The sequence below is a fragment of the Jiangella gansuensis DSM 44835 genome, assembly GCF_000515395.1.
GTDB lineage: Bacteria > Actinomycetota > Actinomycetes > Jiangellales > Jiangellaceae > Jiangella > Jiangella gansuensis.
Genome location: NZ_KI911782.1, coordinates 369,780 through 385,369 on the forward strand (window position 1 = coordinate 369,780; position 15,590 = coordinate 385,369).

The 15,590-nt window shown below is 71.9% G+C and carries 14 protein-coding genes; 5 read left to right on the forward strand and 9 right to left on the reverse strand.

Annotation, left to right across the window (positions count from 1 at the left end; translation table 11 throughout):
• Positions 1–121: 121 nt before the first annotated feature.
• The 3 genes from JIAGA_RS0101925 to JIAGA_RS0101935 all read left to right on the forward strand — a co-directional run bounded on the left by JIAGA_RS0101925 (position 122) and on the right by JIAGA_RS0101935 (position 5,191).
• Positions 122–874 (forward strand): hypothetical protein, encoded by a 753-nt coding sequence (locus tag JIAGA_RS0101925; protein WP_211239469.1) that lies wholly within the window; start codon positions 122–124, stop codon positions 872–874.
• Complete coding sequence (locus JIAGA_RS32680; RefSeq protein ID WP_169738799.1) at positions 871–4,401, forward strand: HtaA domain-containing protein; 3,531 nt, start codon at positions 871–873, stop codon at positions 4,399–4,401. Before JIAGA_RS0101925 ends, JIAGA_RS32680 begins: the two co-directional genes overlap by 4 nt.
• 139 nt (positions 4,402–4,540) lie before the next feature.
• On the forward strand, positions 4,541–5,191 hold the full coding sequence (locus tag JIAGA_RS0101935) for a LysE family translocator (RefSeq protein WP_026874361.1): 651 nt from the start codon (positions 4,541–4,543) through the stop codon (positions 5,189–5,191).
• A 183-nt stretch (positions 5,192–5,374) separates the two neighbouring features.
• Here the strand turns inward: JIAGA_RS0101935 and JIAGA_RS0101940 are convergent, their stop codons facing one another.
• Positions 5,375–5,935 (reverse strand): dihydrofolate reductase family protein, encoded by a 561-nt coding sequence (locus tag JIAGA_RS0101940; protein ID WP_026874362.1) that lies wholly within the window; start codon positions 5,933–5,935, stop codon positions 5,375–5,377.
• Between the two features lie 83 nt (positions 5,936–6,018).
• Between JIAGA_RS0101940 and JIAGA_RS0101945 the strand changes: the two genes are divergently transcribed.
• Positions 6,019–6,522 carry a winged helix-turn-helix transcriptional regulator gene (locus tag JIAGA_RS0101945; protein WP_026874363.1) on the forward strand — a complete coding sequence of 168 codons (504 nt, stop codon included), beginning with the start codon at positions 6,019–6,021 and terminating at the stop codon, positions 6,520–6,522.
• A 46-nt stretch (positions 6,523–6,568) separates the two neighbouring features.
• On the opposite strand, the gene JIAGA_RS35490 is transcribed toward JIAGA_RS0101945, so the two are convergent.
• On the reverse strand, positions 6,569–6,913 hold the full coding sequence (locus JIAGA_RS35490; protein ID WP_342673679.1) for a phosphotransferase: 345 nt from the start codon (positions 6,911–6,913) through the stop codon (positions 6,569–6,571).
• A gap of 55 nt (positions 6,914–6,968) precedes the next feature.
• Positions 6,969–7,283, reverse strand: coding sequence for a DUF2470 domain-containing protein (locus tag JIAGA_RS35155; RefSeq protein ID WP_026874365.1), 315 nt, complete (start codon positions 7,281–7,283; stop codon positions 6,969–6,971).
• Between the two features lie 17 nt (positions 7,284–7,300).
• Here JIAGA_RS35155 and JIAGA_RS0101960 point away from each other — a divergent pair, with 17 nt between their 5' ends.
• On the forward strand, positions 7,301–8,785 hold the full coding sequence (locus JIAGA_RS0101960; protein WP_051425568.1) for a DUF7059 domain-containing protein: 1,485 nt from the start codon (positions 7,301–7,303) through the stop codon (positions 8,783–8,785).
• An 18-nt stretch (positions 8,786–8,803) separates the two neighbouring features.
• Here JIAGA_RS0101960 and JIAGA_RS0101965 read toward each other — a convergent pair whose 3' ends face one another.
• From JIAGA_RS0101965 to JIAGA_RS0101995, 6 genes are all read right to left on the reverse strand, one after another.
• Positions 8,804–9,616 (reverse strand): hypothetical protein, encoded by an 813-nt coding sequence (locus JIAGA_RS0101965; protein ID WP_026874367.1) that lies wholly within the window; start codon positions 9,614–9,616, stop codon positions 8,804–8,806.
• Complete coding sequence (locus JIAGA_RS0101970; protein WP_026874368.1) at positions 9,613–10,287, reverse strand: hypothetical protein; 675 nt, start codon at positions 10,285–10,287, stop codon at positions 9,613–9,615. Before JIAGA_RS0101970 ends, JIAGA_RS0101965 begins: the two co-directional genes overlap by 4 nt.
• Before the next feature lie 171 nt (positions 10,288–10,458).
• The gene (locus JIAGA_RS0101980) at positions 10,459–10,863 is read right to left on the reverse strand and encodes a VOC family protein (protein ID WP_026874369.1); all 405 of its coding nucleotides are present in this window, start codon (positions 10,861–10,863) and stop codon (positions 10,459–10,461) included.
• Between the two features lie 43 nt (positions 10,864–10,906).
• Complete coding sequence (locus tag JIAGA_RS0101985; RefSeq protein ID WP_026874370.1) at positions 10,907–13,138, reverse strand: glycoside hydrolase family 31 protein; 2,232 nt, start codon at positions 13,136–13,138, stop codon at positions 10,907–10,909.
• Positions 13,135–14,274 carry a glycoside hydrolase family 15 protein gene (locus JIAGA_RS0101990; RefSeq protein ID WP_026874371.1) on the reverse strand — a complete coding sequence of 380 codons (1,140 nt, stop codon included), beginning with the start codon at positions 14,272–14,274 and terminating at the stop codon, positions 13,135–13,137. Before JIAGA_RS0101990 ends, JIAGA_RS0101985 begins: the two co-directional genes overlap by 4 nt.
• Before the next feature lie 40 nt (positions 14,275–14,314).
• A complete protein-coding gene (locus JIAGA_RS0101995; protein WP_026874372.1) occupies positions 14,315–15,565 on the reverse strand; it encodes an ABC transporter substrate-binding protein in 1,251 nt (416 codons plus the stop codon).
• Positions 15,566–15,590 lie beyond the last annotated feature (25 nt).

Here is a 15,590-nt window from a genome sequence, read left to right on the forward strand (position 1 = left end):
CTTACCTATACCGATAGTGTCTCCTTCATCCGCAGTCATCCGACATCGCACTGAAGGGTGGGACATGTCGATCGGAACGGGACGGCGCGCAGGTCGCCGTCGATGGGGCACGGCTCTGGGGGTGCTTCTCGCGGTCGGGGGGTCACTGGGTGTCGCCGAGACGGCGACGGCCGCGACGGCATCCGGCCCGGAAGGGCAGACGATCACCGTGTCGAAGGTGGAGGGCCTCGATCCCGCGGGCGAGACCGTCACCGTCCACGGCGAAGGCTTCGACCTCGCCACCGGCATCTACGTGGTCGTCTGCGTCAACACCGGCGCCGGGCAGCAGCCGACGCCCTGCCTCGGCGGCGTTGACATGGAAGGATCTGCAGGCGCGTCAGCTTGGATCTCGTCCAACCCGCCGTCCTATGGCGAAGGGCTGGCCCAGCCGTTCGAGGAGGTCGACGGCAAAGGCTCGTTCGACGTCCAGCTGACGGTCGCGGGCAGCGACGAGTTCACCGACTGCCTCGACCCGGCGCAGGCGCCGAACGGCTGCGTCGTCGGGACCCGGGCCGACCACACCCGCACCGCGGACCGCAGCGCCGACGTCGTCATCCCGATCACGTTCGCCGCCGGTGCCGGCGGGGACGCGGGCGGCGACGGCGCCGGATCCGGTGCCGCTGCTGGCACCGACACGGGGGCCGGCGACCGCGAAACCGCCGGCACCGGCGGCCCGTCCCCGAGCAGCACCACCGCCGGCGGCGCCGGATCCGACCTGGCCGAGACCGGGTCGCCGGTCGGGCCGGTCGCGCTGGCCGCACTCGCTCTGCTGGGCGCCGGAGGCGCCCTCGTCATCGCACGCCGCCGTCCGACCGAGGAGACGAACCGACCGTGAGAACCGACCTGACCCGACACGCGAGACGTGCCCTGTCGTCGTTGCTGGCCGTAACGGTGGGCGTCGGGGGCCTGGTGGTCGTCGCGTCGGCCGCACCGGTAGCGGCAGAGCCAGTTTCCACCGCTGCCGCCGGCGTCGTCGGCGGCAGCCTCGACTGGGGCGTGAAGGCCTCGTTCCGCACTTACATCACCGGCCCGATCGCGCACGGCTCGGTCGAGGTCCACCCGCCCGCCACGACCAACGACGACGGCACGTTCCGGTTCGCCGACGCCGCCGGGGAAGCCGACGGTGAGGCCGGTACGGCCGATCTGGCGTTCGCAGGCGAGGTGTACTTCTCCGGTCACGACTCGGGCTCCGGCCCGCTGCTGGAACTGACGGTCACCGATCCGGCCGTCCGTATCGACGGCGCCACGGGCGTGCTCGTCGCCGACGTGGTCAGCAAGAGCCTGGACAGTGGCGAGCTGGTCGAGTACGTCGACGTGGAGCTCGCCGAGCTGGACCTGTCCGCCACCCCGCTGACCGTCGACGGCGACACCGTCACCGCGACCGGTGTGCCCGCCACGCTGACCGAGGCCGGCGTGCCTGCGTTCGCGAACTTCTACGCCGCCGGCACCGCGCTGGATCCGGTGACCTTCACCGTCACGGTGGAGGAAACCGAGCCGGAGACGGTGTGGGAGCCGGCGCTCGAGGTCTTCGCCGCCGACGGTGAGACACCGCTCGGCGACACCGAGTTGAACTACGGCGACACCGTCGTGGTGAGGGGGTCCGGGTACGACCCGGCCGGCAACGTCGCCCCGGAGAACAGCCGGCCGCCGATCCCGGCCGGCGTGCCGGCCGGCACGTACGTGGTGTTCGGCAAGTTCGCCGACGAGTGGCGGCCCTCGCAGGGTGCCGCGTCGTCGGCCCGCGTCGTCGGCTCGCAGCTGTGGGCGCTGGCCGAGGGCGCGCTGAACCAGGTGCCCAGCCAGTACCAGGGCGCGATCCGGGCGCAGTGGGTGCCGATCGGCGACGACGGCACCTTCGCCGCCGAGCTGACCATCGCCCAGCCGACCGATCGGACGACCGGTGAGCCGGTCCCGTGGCCGGAGACCGGCACGTTCGGCGTCTACACCTACGCCGCCGGTGGCACCGTCAACGCCGAGCAGGAACGGGCCGTGCCGGTCACCGTCGCCGAGCCCGAGCCGGAGCCCGAGCCGGAGCCCGAGCCGGGCACCGGCACGCTGGACTGGGGTGTGAAGGCGTCATTCCGGAACTACATCACGGGGCCGATCGCGCACGGTTCGATCGAGGTGCGGGAGCCGGCGACGCAGAACTCGGACGGGACGTTCCGGTTCGGTTCGGGTTCCGGTGACGAGTCGGAGTTGACGTTCGCGGGCGAGGTGTACTTCGCCGGGCACGACATGGGTTCGGGTCCGTTGCTGGAGTTGACGGTGACCGATCCGCGGGTGTCGGTGTCAGGTTCGTCCGGTGTGCTGGTGGCCGATGTGGCCAGCAAGTCGTTGTCGTCGGGCGAGCTGGTGACGTACGACGATGTCGCGCTGGCTGACCTGGACTTCAACGAGCACCCGGTGACGGTGGTCGATGGTGTGGTGTCGGCTGCTGAGGTTCCGGCGACGCTGACGGTGGACGGAGTCGCGGCGTTCGCGGATTTCTATGCCGCGGGAACCGAGCTGGACCCGGTGACGTTCAACGTCGAACTCGGCGAGGAGCCGACGGCGCCGACGCCGATCGTCACCGTCTCGAAGACGGAGAACCTCGACCCGTACGCCGACCAGGTCACGGTCACCGGCACCGGGTTCGCGGCCGACGACCTGACCGACGGCCTGCGAGTCGGTGTCGGAGAGCTGACCGAGGACGCCGTTCCGGCACTCGACCCCGTCGAGGTCGTCGCCGTCGCGCCGGCGGAGGCCGGTTCGTTCGAGGTGGCGCTGGCGACCGGCCAGGTCGAGCCGGGCACGACGCTCGCGGTCTACACCTCGCCGGTGGACGCGGAGGCGGACGCGGCCTACACGACGCAGACACCGATCTCGTTCGCCGAGGCACGCACGCCGGAGCTCACGGTCACCCCGACCGACGGCCTGGAACCGGGCAGCGTCGTCGAGGTGTCCGGAACGGGGTTCGCGCCCAACCGGAAGATCTCCATCGCCTTCACACCGAACACCGAACAGCACCCCGAGTACGGCTGGCCGACCGGCTGGCTGCACCACGGCGTCGTCCAGGCGGACGAGGCCGGGAACCTGGCCCGCACCCTCACCGTCGCCGGGACCGTCACCGGAACCGGGGTGGACTGCCGCGAGAACGCGTGCTTCCTCGCCGCGTTCAGCTCGGCGCAGGCGTCCGACGCGACCCCGGTCGACTACCGCGCCGACCGCAGCCAGGACGTCGTCATCCCGGTGACGTTCGCCGCGGACGGTCCGGACCCGGAGCCGGAAGCCGCAGTGACCGTCGACCCGGAGACGGTCGCGCCGGGCGAAACGGTGGCGTTCGACGGCACCGGCTACGGCGCCGACGAGGAGGTCGAGGCGACGATCCAGGTCGACGCCGCCGCCACGTCCTACACCTTCGACAACGACAACGGTCAGTCCCTGACCGTCAGCTCCGGCGACGCCAACCCGCTCGTGCAGCGCGACGGCAAGCTGCTGGTCGTCGACGGCGGTGAACTGTCGGTGACGCTGGACGGCCTGGAACCGAACACGCCGGACGCGCCGGCCGGGTTCTACCTGCTGACCGCGGTGGACAACGGCGCGGGCAACCTGGCCACCCCGGCCATCGGCGGCGCCGACACGAACGGCGGGTCCGGCACCTCCCGGTGGATCACGAACGTCCCGTACCCGGGCAGCGAGGACCTCGTGGTGCCGATCACCGACGGCTCCGCCTCGACGTCCGTCTCGCTGGTCGCCGCGGACGAGTTCGCCGACTGCACCACGGCGACGGACGGTTGCGTGCTGTACCTGCGCACCGACCACCGCTCGGCGGCGAACCGGACGTTCGACGTACGAGTACCGCTGGAGTTCGTCACCCCCGACGAGCTGGCCGAGGCCGCCGAGGTGGAGCCGGTGACCCTCACCGCGATCACCGACGCCGACGGCGCCGTCACGCTGGACTGGACGGTCCCGGCCGACACCCCGGCAGGTGCCGCGACGGTGACGCTGACCGGTACGTCGTCCGGCCGGTCCGCGACGGCGCGGTTCACCGTCACCGAGGCGCCCCCCGGCAACGACGACGGCGGCTCCGACGACGGCGGGTCGGACGACGGCGGGTCGGACGACGGCGGGTCGGACGACGGGACCGATGACGGCACCGGCGGTGGCTCGGACAGCGGCACTGACGGCGGCACTGACGGCGGCACTGACGGCGGCACTGACGCGGACGGCGGCCCGGGCAGCGGTGCTGGTGCTGGCGGTTCCGGTGCCGGTGACCTGCCGGACACCGGCTCCGGCGCGGGTCTCGTGCTGGCGGTCGGGGTGGCGCTGATCGCCGGCGGTCTCGCGGTGGCCCTGCTCGACCGCCGCCGCCGGACGGCGTAGCCCTCAGCATCCCCCTCCTCGCGTTGATCTTGGAGTAACGGCGGAATCAATCGGGCGAATCGGGCCGGGTTTCTGCTATTGCTCCAAGATCAACGCGAAGGCGGGGAATGCGTTCTGCCAGCATCGGGTTGCAGCGCCCATGGTGACCACGAGCGCGCTCCTCGGTATCGCTGCCGTCGCCCTGGGCCTCGTGCTCACGCCTGGGCCGAACATGATCTATCTGGTGTCGCGTTCGGTGACCCAGGGCCGGCGGGCAGGCCTCATCTCGCTCACCGGGGTGGCCGCCGGGTTCTTCGTCTACCTGCTGGCCGCCGCGGCCGGTATCGCGGCGGTGTTCACGCTGGTGCCTGCGTTGTATACGGCACTGAAGGTGGCCGGCGCCGCCTACCTGCTGTGGCTGGCGTGGAAGGCGCTGCGGCCGGGCGGCGAGTCGGTGTTCTCGCCCAAGCCGCTGCCGCCGGACCCGCCGCGACGGCTGTTCACCATGGGCATGGTGACCAACCTGCTGAACCCGAAGATCGCCATCCTGTATGTGTCGCTGCTGCCGCAGTTCGTCGACCCGGCGCGGGGCAGTGTCGCCACCCAGAGCGTCGTGCTGGGGCTGGCGCAGATCGTGGTGGCGCTGACGGTGAACGCGCTGATCGTGCTGACCGCCGGGTCGCTGGCGTCGTTCCTGGGCCGGCGGCCGGGTTGGCTGCGCACGCAACGGTTCGTGATGGGCTCGGTGCTGGCCGGCCTCGCGGTCCGGTTGCTGGCCGACCGGTCCCGCCCCGCTGCCGCGACAACGTAGCCAACTCCCGACAGCATTGGTCGATAGGGTGGTGCTGCAGCTCAGGGGCAATGTTCCTGCGGCTTTGCAATGGGCACACATACGCACCGGCAGCCTGATCGGTGACCGCCGGGGATGCGGTGGGCCCCATCGACCGGCGCTTGCCCCACCGGCCGGAGCGTGCCCCACCGGCGGCCGCGTGGATCAGTGCTGGACGGCGTAGCGCACGAGGACGACGCCGTTGCCGAAGCGGCGCTGCTCCAGCAGCCGCAGGTCGAGGCGGACGCCGTCGGGGAAGAACGGCGTGCCACCGCCGACCACCACGGGTGCCAGGTACTGCCCGATCTCGTCGACCAGCCCGGCCCGGAGTGCCGCGGCGGCGAGGGTCGGGCCCTCGATGGTGAGCTCGCCCTCGGTGGCCGCCTTGAGGTCGCGAAGGGCGTCGGGGTCGAACTCACGCTCGAGCCGGGTCCGCTCGCTCGACACCTGCTCGAGGGTCGACGAGTAGACGACCTTGTCCGCCGCCCGCCAGACCCGGGCCCATTCCAGCACGAATTCCGGCTGGTCCGGGATGGTATGGGCAGTCTCCCAGTAGACCATCGTCTCGTACATGCGGCGGCCGTAGAGATAGGTGCTGACGGACTTCGTCACCTCAGTGAAGTGCGTGTGCAGCTCCTCGTCCGGTTCGGCCCAGTCGAACTTCCCGTCCGCATCGACGGCGTAGCCGTCCAGCGACGTGGCCATCGAGTAGGTCAGCTTGCCCATGACTCCTCCACTGCTTGCGAATCGCAATCGGTCTGCCTAATCTAGGTAGACTGGTATCGGATTGCAACCAGTTTGGAGCGCGTGTGACCGACGGCCACCGGTCGGGCTGCCCGATCAACCTGTCGCTGGAGGTGTTCGGGGACAGGTGGAGCCTGCTCATCCTCCGCGACATGATCTTCGGCGGGCGGCGGCACTTCCGTGAGCTGCTGACCGGGTCGCTCGAAGGCATCGCGTCGAACATCCTCGCCAGCCGGCTGAAAGCCCTGGTCCAGCTCGGCATGCTGACCAAGCAAGCCGACCCCACGCACAAGCAGAAGGTCGTCTACAGCCTCACCGAACCGGCCATCGAGCTGGTGCCCGTCATGGCGGCGCTGGGCGACTGGGGGAGCCGCTGGTTGCCGGTCAGCGACGAACTGTCCATTCGGGCGCGAGTACTGGCTGACGGCGGTCCGCAGCTGTGGGAGCGCTTCATGGCCGAGCTGCGTGAGGAGCAGCTCGGAATCCCGGCCGGACCGCCACCCGGTGGAATGACCGTCCGGGAACGGCTGCAGGACGCCTACGCCGCCGTCGCGACCCGCGCCGGGTGATCGACAGGGGTCGACTACCGCCAGGGCAGTAGTGGACCCCTCTCGATCACGCGGGCGAAGCCACCCCGAGCCGGCGGGCCGCCCCCGCGAACAGCCGCGTCGCGGCCCGCCAGGCCTGGGAGCCGCCCAGCAGCGTGAGCAGGTCGGTCACCGTGCGCTCGTCGGCCGCCTGCATCAGCTCGTCGAACTCGGGCCGGTCGGCCCAGGTGAGCGCCAGTACGAAGAGGTCGCTCCACCGCGGGCCGAGGCATGCCATGCCCCAGTCGACAATCACCACACTGCCGTCCGGACGGACCAGCAGGTTGTCGTCGCGGACATCCCAGTGGCACAGCGGACTCGACGGCCAGCCGGCCTGGCAGCGTCGTCTCGACCCACTCGCGCACCCGGCCAGGGATGTCGGTGTACTGCTGACGCACGCCGACCGCGCGCGGCGCGACCGGCACGGGTCAGTGCTGCTCGGCCTGCCGCGGCGTGACGCCGAGCTTCGCCGCGGCCTCGTGGTACATGCGGACGAACTCCTGGCGGATCTGCGGACGTTCGGTGAGCGGCTGGCTCCACGGGACCCGCACGGTGCGCTGCCCCCCACCGACGGTGACGGTGAAGTCGACACCGGTGCCGTCCAGGTGGCTGACCTCCGCCGCGGTGGCTGCGGGACTGTCGCCGAGCGCCCGGACGATGAGCACGGAGTCGTCGCTGTGGTCGTCGTTCATGTGGTGGGCGACCGCGGCGATGACATCCGGGCCGAACGGGTTCTCGGTCACCAGGCAAGAATACCGGCGTGACGACACGACATCCCGGCCTGTCCGACGACGACGTCAACCGGCTGCGCGACGCCCTGGCGGCCGCCGGCTACACCGTCGACGGGGTCCGTGACCTGCTCGGTGCCCGCGCGGCCGCCGCACTGGACCGTAACGAGACGACTCCGGGCCTGCTGGCCACCGCCGCCGACGGTTCGGCGCTGGCGGCACTGACCCGGCTGTGGTCGCTACAGGCGCCGGTGCGACGATCCGCGCTGGAGGCGGTGCTGCCCGTCGACGCGCTGCTCGCCGGCGGGATCCTGGCCACGTCCGGCGACGGCGACAGCTTGCGGGCGGTCGTGGACGTGCGACCGTACGCCGACGACGTCGGTGACTGGTGGGTGGTCGCCGACCTCACTCCGGGCATGGACGGGCACCGCGCCCCGATCCCGGAGGACCACGTGCTGGGCCTCAACGCGGCGTCCAGCACGCTCGCGCAGCTCACCGTGCGCCGGCCGGCCGGGCGGGCACTCGATCTCGGTACCGGCTGCGGTGTCCAGGCGCTGCACCTGGCCCGGCACTGCGAGCAGATCGTGTCGACGGACGTGAACCCGCGGGCCCTCGCGCTCGCGGCGCTGACGGCCCGGCTCAACGGCATCGACCTCGACCTGCGCCGCGGCAGCCTGTTCGAGCCGGTCGACGGTGAGCGGTTCGACCTGATCGCCACCAACCCGCCGTTCGTCGTCTCGCCCGGTGGCAGCCACGTGTACCGCGACGGCGGGCTGTCCGGCGACGAGATCTCCCGCCGGGTCATGGTCGACGGCGCCGCCCGGCTCGCCGACGGCGGCATCCTGCAGTCGCTGGCCAACTGGATGCACGTGCGCGGTCAGACCTGGCAGGAACGGGTCGGCGCATGGGCAGCCGCGACCGGCTGCGACGCGTGGGTGATCCAGCGCGAGGTCGAGGACCCAGCCGAGTACGTCGAGCTGTGGTTGCGCGACTCCGGCGACCTCGGCGGCCCCTCGTACCGCGAGCGATACGAGGCGTGGCTGCGCTGGTTCGACGACAACGACGTCGACGGCGTCGGGTTCGGCTGGGTGGCGCTGCGGCGATCCGGCGCCGCGGACCCGGCGGTGCGGATGGAGGAGTGGGCGCACGCCGTCGAGCAGCCGCTCGGACCGGAGATCGGGGCCTGGTTCGACCGCGCCGACACGCTCCGATCCGACGACGCCGCCCTCCTCGCCAGCCGGTTGACCGTGGCCGGCCACGTCGTCCAGGAGCAGATCGGCCAGCCGGGCGAGGAAGACCCGGAGCACATCGTGCTGCGCCAGCACCGCGGTCTGCTGCGCGCCGTCGACGCCGGCACCGCCGAGGCCGGCTTCGTGGGTGCCTGTGACGGCACCCTGCCGGTCGGGGTCATCGTCGACGCGCTGGCCGCGGTGCTGTCGGTGGACGCCGGGGAGCTGCGAGCCGACCTGCTGCCGCGGGTGCGGGACCTGGTGCGGGACGGCTTCCTGCTGCCGTGAGGCCGCGACGGCGGTCCGCTACGACGCGCCCGCGACCGCCGCCAGCCCCACCACCAGGTACACCAGACCGCCGAGCGTCACCCCGCCCGCCGCCAGCAGCGGGATGCCCTGCGACAGCCAGCGCAGCCGCGACGATCGGTGCGCCGACGCCATCAGGAGCGTGCCGCCCTTGATGGTGGCCGCTCCGACCAGTGTGAGCGTCAGCGCCAGCCCGGCACCGAAGCAGACCACCAGGATCAGCGCGTAGCCGGTGCGGCCGGTCAGGATGCCGCTGACCAGCACCAGGAACGCCGACGGCGACGGCAACAGCCCGCCGGACAGGCCCAGCGCGACCAGCCCGCGGCGCGACCACGGCGCCACCCCGGGCGGCGGGCCGTGCCCGTGCCCATGGCCGTGGCCGTGCCCATGCCCATAGCCGTGGCCGTGCCCGTGGCCGGCAGCGACGAGGGCCGGGGTGGCCCGCCGCGCCCGTACGTAGCGCCGGATCAGCCCCAGCCCGACGGCGATCACCACGACGGCGGCTATCACCTGCAGCCACGACGTGATGCGTTCCGTGCCGGTGGTGTCCGACGCGGTCAGGCCCACCCACACCAGCGCGAGGACCAGGACCGAGAACGTGTGCATCGCCGCGACGATGCCGCCCAGCAGCAGTGCGTCGCGGTACCGGCCGTGCGAGCCGACCAGGTACGCGGCGGCGATGGTCTTCCCGTGTCCCGGCGCGACGGCGTGCGCACAGCCCACGACCAGCGCGATGGCCAGCCCGGCCCACCACACCCCGGGGGTGTCGAAGAGCTCGATCAGGCGGTCCTCGACCCCGCTCAGGCCGTTCACCGCGTCGCCCCGGCCGGAACGCGTCCGCTGCGGCGCCACCAGACCACGCCGCCCGCCGTGGCGACCACGACCAATGCTCCGGCTGCCGCCAGCGAGCGGGTGGCGGTGCGCGTTCCGGCGGCGTCGAAGTTCCACCGCTGGGTCGGTGTCGTCGCCGTGAAGAGCGACTGCTCCGGCTGCGACGGCACCTCCGAGGTGACGACGGTGCGGTAGTTCTCGTTGACGTCGGTGAGCGCCGTGACGGTCAGGTCCACCTCGGTGACCTCGGCCGGGCACGCGAACACCAACTGGGCACCGTCCGCGAGCAGGTCGTCGAGCCGGTCGACACGGCCCGTGCAGTCGTGGCCGTCCTGCTCCACTCCGATGTGCGACAGCAGGTAACTGGGGAGGTTGTCCGACCGGGCGAGCAGTTGCGCCCCGGTGAGCTGCTGGCCCTCCGCACCGGACTGGCTGGTGAAGGCGTCGAGGTGCTGGCCGAGGATCACCCAGTCGTCCTCGGCGGCCTGCCACTGCACGGAGACCTCGTTCGCGGAGGCGTCCACACGGACGTTCAACGGCGGACCGAACGGATGCGCCGTCGCCGTCGACGCGACGAACATGGCCGGTAGGACGGCGACGACCACGGCGGCGGCCAGCCGGCCCAGCCGGAGTCTCGGACGGACGTTGGCCACCGCGTCTCCTCTGCTGTGACGGAACCCCGGCACAGCAAAGCGTGGCCCGGCGCGCAGCACGTCGCCCAGGATGGGCGCCGGCATGAACCCCGGATGAACTTCCCGTTCGCCTACGCCCTCCGCATGATCATCGGCGATCCTCCCCACTATGACGGGGTCGATCGCCGATGATCATGGACGACGGGCAGCCGCGAGCTCGGCGTCGCTGCGCAGCACGCAGAACTCGTTGCCCTCCGGGTCGGCCATGGTGAGCCATCCGGTGCCGGGGCCGTACTTGCCGCGGTGGTCGGCGACGTCGGTGGCACCGATGCCGCGCAGCCGCTCGATCTCCTCGTCCCGGGTGCGGTCCGTGGGGCGCAGGTCGAAGTGCAGCCGGTTCTTGACCGTCTTGCCCTCCGGTACCTCGATGAACAGGACGTGGTGGCTGCCGTCGGGCGACTGGATCATGCACTCGTCGTGGCCGGGCTCGTTGGGGTCGTCGGCGATGTCGACGTAGCCGAGCACCTGCTTCCACCACTCCGACAGTCGGTAGGCGTTGGCGCAGTCGATGCTCGTGTGCGAGATGCGGGACGTCATCGCCACACCCTGCCTGCCCGGCCACGACGGCGTCGAACCGTTTTCACGGCAGGCCGGCGAACACCTCGCGCAGGTGCGGCCACGCCGACGTTCGGCAGTACACCGGGATCTCGTCGATCGGCACCGGCCGCGACACCACCTGGCCGCCGGCCACCTGTTGCCCGGTCCATGCGTCAACCCAGTCACCGGCGGGCAGGTACACGTCCCAGGTCGAGGCTCCTGGCGTCAGCACCGGCGCCACCAAGAGGTCGTCGCCGAGCTTGAACTGCGTCGACGCATGCGCCCACGCCTCTGCGTCGTCCGCGTGGTCGAAGAACAGCCCACGCATCAGCGGCGCCCCGCCGGCCACGGCGGCAGCGGCCGACGACGACAGGTAGCCCACCAGCCGATCCCGCAGGTGCGCGAACCGCCGGAACACCGGCACCACGCGGTCGTCACCGGTACGGTCGGCGACGTTCCACGGCGTGCGGTCGCGCAGCGGCTGCCGGTGGTGGTTGAACTCGGAGTGGTACTGCATGATCGGCATGAATGCCGACGCCGCGGCCGCGCGCAGGTACAGCTCGGGGTCCGGTACGTCGCCGGAGAACCCGGCCAGGTCCCAGCCCCAGTAGACGATGCCGCAGGCCCCCGCCGTCACACCGGCGACGATCGCGGCGCGGAAACCGTCCCAGGTGGAGTCCTCGTCGCCGGCCCAGAACGCGCCGTGCGCCTGTGACCCGGTGAAGCCGGCCCGACTGAACGTCACCGGCGCCTTGCCGGCCGAGCGGAGCAGGTCGCCGTACGCTCGCGCGTACTCGACGGGGAACAGGTTGTTGCCCGCGCTGCCGCGGACGGCTCCGCCAGAATGCCGCAGGTCGTGGCCCCAGGCGTGCTCGCCGCCGTCGGTCTTGAAGCCGTCGATGCCGACCTCCTCGACCAGGTAGCGACGCTTCTCCGTCCACCACGCCCGGGCCTTGTCCGCCGCCAGGTCAGGCATCAGGGCGAGCGGGAACCACCAGCCGCGGTTGCGGTACGGCCGGCCGTCCGCCTCGGTCACCACGAACCCGTGGTCTACGGCCGCGCGGACGTCGGCCGCCTGTTGGCCGGTGGGGTGCGGGCGTGTCTTGAGCAGCGGGATCTGCCAGAGCAGCACCTTGACGTCACGGGCGTGCAGGTCGTCGACCATGCCCTTCGGGTCCGGCCAGGCGCCGTCGGGCGGGAAGGTGAAGTCGGCCAGCCGGTGCGGTGCGCCGTCGTCGTGCACGGGGTACTGCGCGTCGCGGAACGCCGTGAAGGTCGACTCGTCACTCCACGCCTCGATGACCAACGCGCCGACGGGGACGTCGTGCTCGCGGTGGGCGTCGATCTCCGCCATCACCCGGGCCTGCGTGTTCCATTCGTTGCCGCTGGCCCACAGCCGGAAGACCCAGTCCGGCAGCTGCTCCGGGCGCCCTACGTCGGCCAGGAACGCGTCGAGCACGGCGGCCGGCGCTCCCTCGTACAGCCGCACCGCGAGCTCGTCGTCACCGTCCAGGTCGGCCTCGACGACGAGCTGGTCCGGCGCCGAGGCCCCCACGTCGTACCAGGTGCGCCGGGCGGTGCGGACGTGAAATCCCCAGCCGGACCCGGTGCCGACCACGAGCGCGAACGGCATCGGCAGGTAGGTGCGGCCGTGTACGCCCTGGGCCTTGTACTGTTCGAAGACGACGGCGTCGAGGGTGCGGCCGCGCTGGTCGACGTGGTCGTACCGTTCGCCGAAGCCGACGACGCGGTCGTCCGCGGCCAGCCGCAGCGCGAACCGGACCCGGCGCGGTCCCTCCGGCGCGACCAGCCAGCGCACGCTGCCGGGTACCAGGCGAGCGTCGTCGCCGTCCAGCCTCAGTTCGCCGCCGGACGTGGCCCACGCGCCCGCCGACACCTCGTACCAGCGGGTCCGCCGGGTGCCTCCGTCCGTCGTCGTCGCCACGAAGCGGTACCGATAGCGCGTGCCCGCGGCCAGCACCGGCGTACGTACCGACCAGAAGCTGCGGTCGGCCAGCGAGCGAGCCTGGGCGGCGGCCAGGTGCCCACCGTCGCCGCCCTCGTCATCCGGGCCGCCCGACGACGACGGCGCCAGCAGCGGCCACGCGACGGTACTGCCCGATCCGTCGTCCCATTCGCAGACGACGGACACGACGCTCGGAGCGGCCCGGACGCGCAGCTCACACGTCTCCCCGTCGATCGGGTCGGCCGGGACACGCTGGTCGCCGGTGACCGCGTAGGGGTGCTCGGAGCCGTAGGGCCGGTGCCGGATCATGCTGTCCTCCCCGGGACGCCGAGCTCGCACGCGAGGATGAGGTACATGCCGTGCGACCACAACAGTGGCGTGGCGACGGTGCCCCAGCGCTCGATCCACTCCTGTTCGCGCTGCGGTGCCAGCAGGTGGTGACCTACTTGCTCCGGCAGGTCGCCGGCGGGCGTGGCCTGGGCGGCGATCCAGCGCAGGCTGGCCCACGCCTCGTCGGTACGGCCGGCGGCTGCGTGGTTCCAGCCGAGGAAAGCCGTCAGCAGCGGCCACTGCCCACCGCCGTAGAACGTGTCGGCGGCGTAGCGGTGCACGCCGCCGTCGACGCTGAGCCGGTCGGCGACGGCACTCACCGTCGCGCGCCCGATCTCGCTGTCGCCGTCCACCAGGCCGAACGGGACGACACAGGCCAGCAGGCTCGCGTCCACGTCGTCGGCGCCCAGCCACTTGGACAGGTGCCCGGCCTCGGCGACGCCCTCGGCGAGGACCAGCGCATCGATGGCCGCGACGGCCTCCGTCGCCGTCTCCCGTTCGGCCGGCGTCAGCGCTGCGGCCAGCGCCGGGTGCGTCGTGGCGGCGGCGAGCCCGGCCCGGATCGCCCCGAGCGTGGACACGTGCCGGTGGTCGACGTGCTCCTCCCACCAGTCGTAGCAGGGCCGGGCCCAGAACGTCGTCAGGTAGCGCACCGCGGTCGCCACGCCGGGGCCGACCGCGTCCCCGTCGACGGCGCCGTGCCGGTCCGTGTGCGCGGCGAGCGCCCACAGCCAGGTGCCGTAGCCGTCGAGCTGGAAGTCCCACCACGGGTCGTTGCCGACGGCGCCGTCGACGGTGTACCTGGTCGGCAGCAGGTCGGCGACGGGGATGTGCTCGCCGCGTGCAGCCCGGGCGACCAGCGTGTCCACCTGGCCGGCGCGAGCCGTGAGCACCCGCGCGCACCACCGGTGGAACGCGGCCGCGCCGGCGGCGTCCCCGTACCGGCTGACGCCCTCGGCGATGAAGGCGCCGTCACGGAACCAGCTGTAGCCGCGGTAGGCGCTGAACGTCGGGCTGGCCGGGTAGGCGCCGGACGGCGCCTGGTGGGTGGCGATGACCCGGTGGCTGGCCTCGGCGAGTGCGACCAACTCGCCGAGATCGGGGTGGGTGGTCATGTCGGTCACGTGGTGGTCCTCTTCGGTGCGGAAGGCGGATTCAGCCGAGCAGCTCGTCGACGCGGGCGGCGGCGTCGGCAACGGCCTGCTCGACGCTCTTGCGGCCGGCCGCGGCGTTGCCGAGTTCCTCGGTGACGGCGTCCTGCATCTCCTGCTGCCGGACGATGACCGGCGGCAGCACCGTCTCGTCCAGCGCGTCGAACACCGCCTGCCGGTTCGCGGGCGGGCTCTGCTCCAGGTAGGGCGCGAGCTTCTCGTCGTCGTCGATCGGCGGCAGTTCCCAGCCGGCGTTCAGCCGGGTCTCGACCGTGGTGTCGGACGCGGTGAGGAACTCCAGCCACGCCTGCGCCTCGTCGGGGTGTTCACTGTTCGCGCTGACCACGACGCCGTTGGTGAACATCGCGCTGGCCTTCGTCGCGTCGCCGGGCTCGACGACGACGTCCCATTCGAACGGCACGTCGGCCAACGGGCCGAACATCCAGATGCCGCTGTGCCACATGGCGAGCTTGCCCTCGCGGAACAGGGTGGAGTCGAAGTCCGGGGTGCCGGCGCCTTCGGCCTCGGTCGGCATGACGGTGCCGGATTTCTCGGTCAGCCAGGTGGCCGCCGCGACACCCTCCGGGCTGTTGAACGCGGTGGCGGTGCCGTCCTCGTTCAGGAACTGGCCGCCGGCCTGCGCGAGCACCTTGTAGAACTCGTGGAACGTGGCCGGCTGGTAGTCGCCCCAGACACCCGCCGCGGCATCGGTGAGTTGCTGCGCCGCCGCCCGCTCGTCCTCCCACGTCCAGTCCGCGGTCGGCTCCGGCACGCCGGCCGCAGCGAACAGGTCCTTGTTGTAGAACAGCACGACGTCGGAGAACGACTCCGGCAGGCCGAGCTGCGCACCGTCGTGCTGGAACGCCTCCAGCAGCGACGGTGTATACGCGCCGCCGTCGACATCGAGCTCCGCCAGCGCACCGCTCTCGGCGTAGGTGACGAAGTTCTCGTAGTTCAGCTCGAACGCGTCGGCCTCGGTGCCGCCGGCGACGGCCGTCTGCAGCTTGGTGAAGTAGTCGGCGTACGGCGTGGTCTCGACCTGCACGTCGATGTCCGGGTTCTCCTCCTCGAACGCCGCGACAATCGCCTCGAGGTTGGACTCGTTGCCGCCGCTGGAGGAGAACTCCATGTAGCGGACGACGACCTGGCCGTCCTCGCCCGTGTCAGAACGGGTGGCCGAGCCCTGTGAACAGGCCGACAGGGTCAGGATGGCGGCGCCGGCGACGAGTGCGCCGAGCCGGAGCGGGTGAGCCATGGGTGTACTCCATTCGGTTGGCCGG

Excerpts from the sequence above, each read along its gene's own strand:
- JIAGA_RS0101940 (WP_026874362.1), bottom strand. The coding sequence starts at position 5,935 with ATGGGCAAGCTGACCTACTCGATGGCCACGTCGCTGGACGGCTACGCC.
- JIAGA_RS0101990 (WP_026874371.1), bottom strand. The coding sequence starts at position 14,274 with ATGACCACCCACCCCGATCTCGGCGAGTTGGTCGCACTCGCCGAGGCC.
- JIAGA_RS0101935 (WP_026874361.1), top strand. The coding sequence starts at position 4,541 with ATGGTGACCACGAGCGCGCTCCTCGGTATCGCTGCCGTCGCCCTGGGC.
- JIAGA_RS0101985 (WP_026874370.1), bottom strand. The coding sequence starts at position 13,138 with ATGATCCGGCACCGGCCCTACGGCTCCGAGCACCCCTACGCGGTCACC.
- JIAGA_RS0101980 (WP_026874369.1), bottom strand. The coding sequence starts at position 10,863 with ATGACGTCCCGCATCTCGCACACGAGCATCGACTGCGCCAACGCCTAC.
- JIAGA_RS0101995 (WP_026874372.1), bottom strand. The coding sequence starts at position 15,565 with ATGGCTCACCCGCTCCGGCTCGGCGCACTCGTCGCCGGCGCCGCCATC.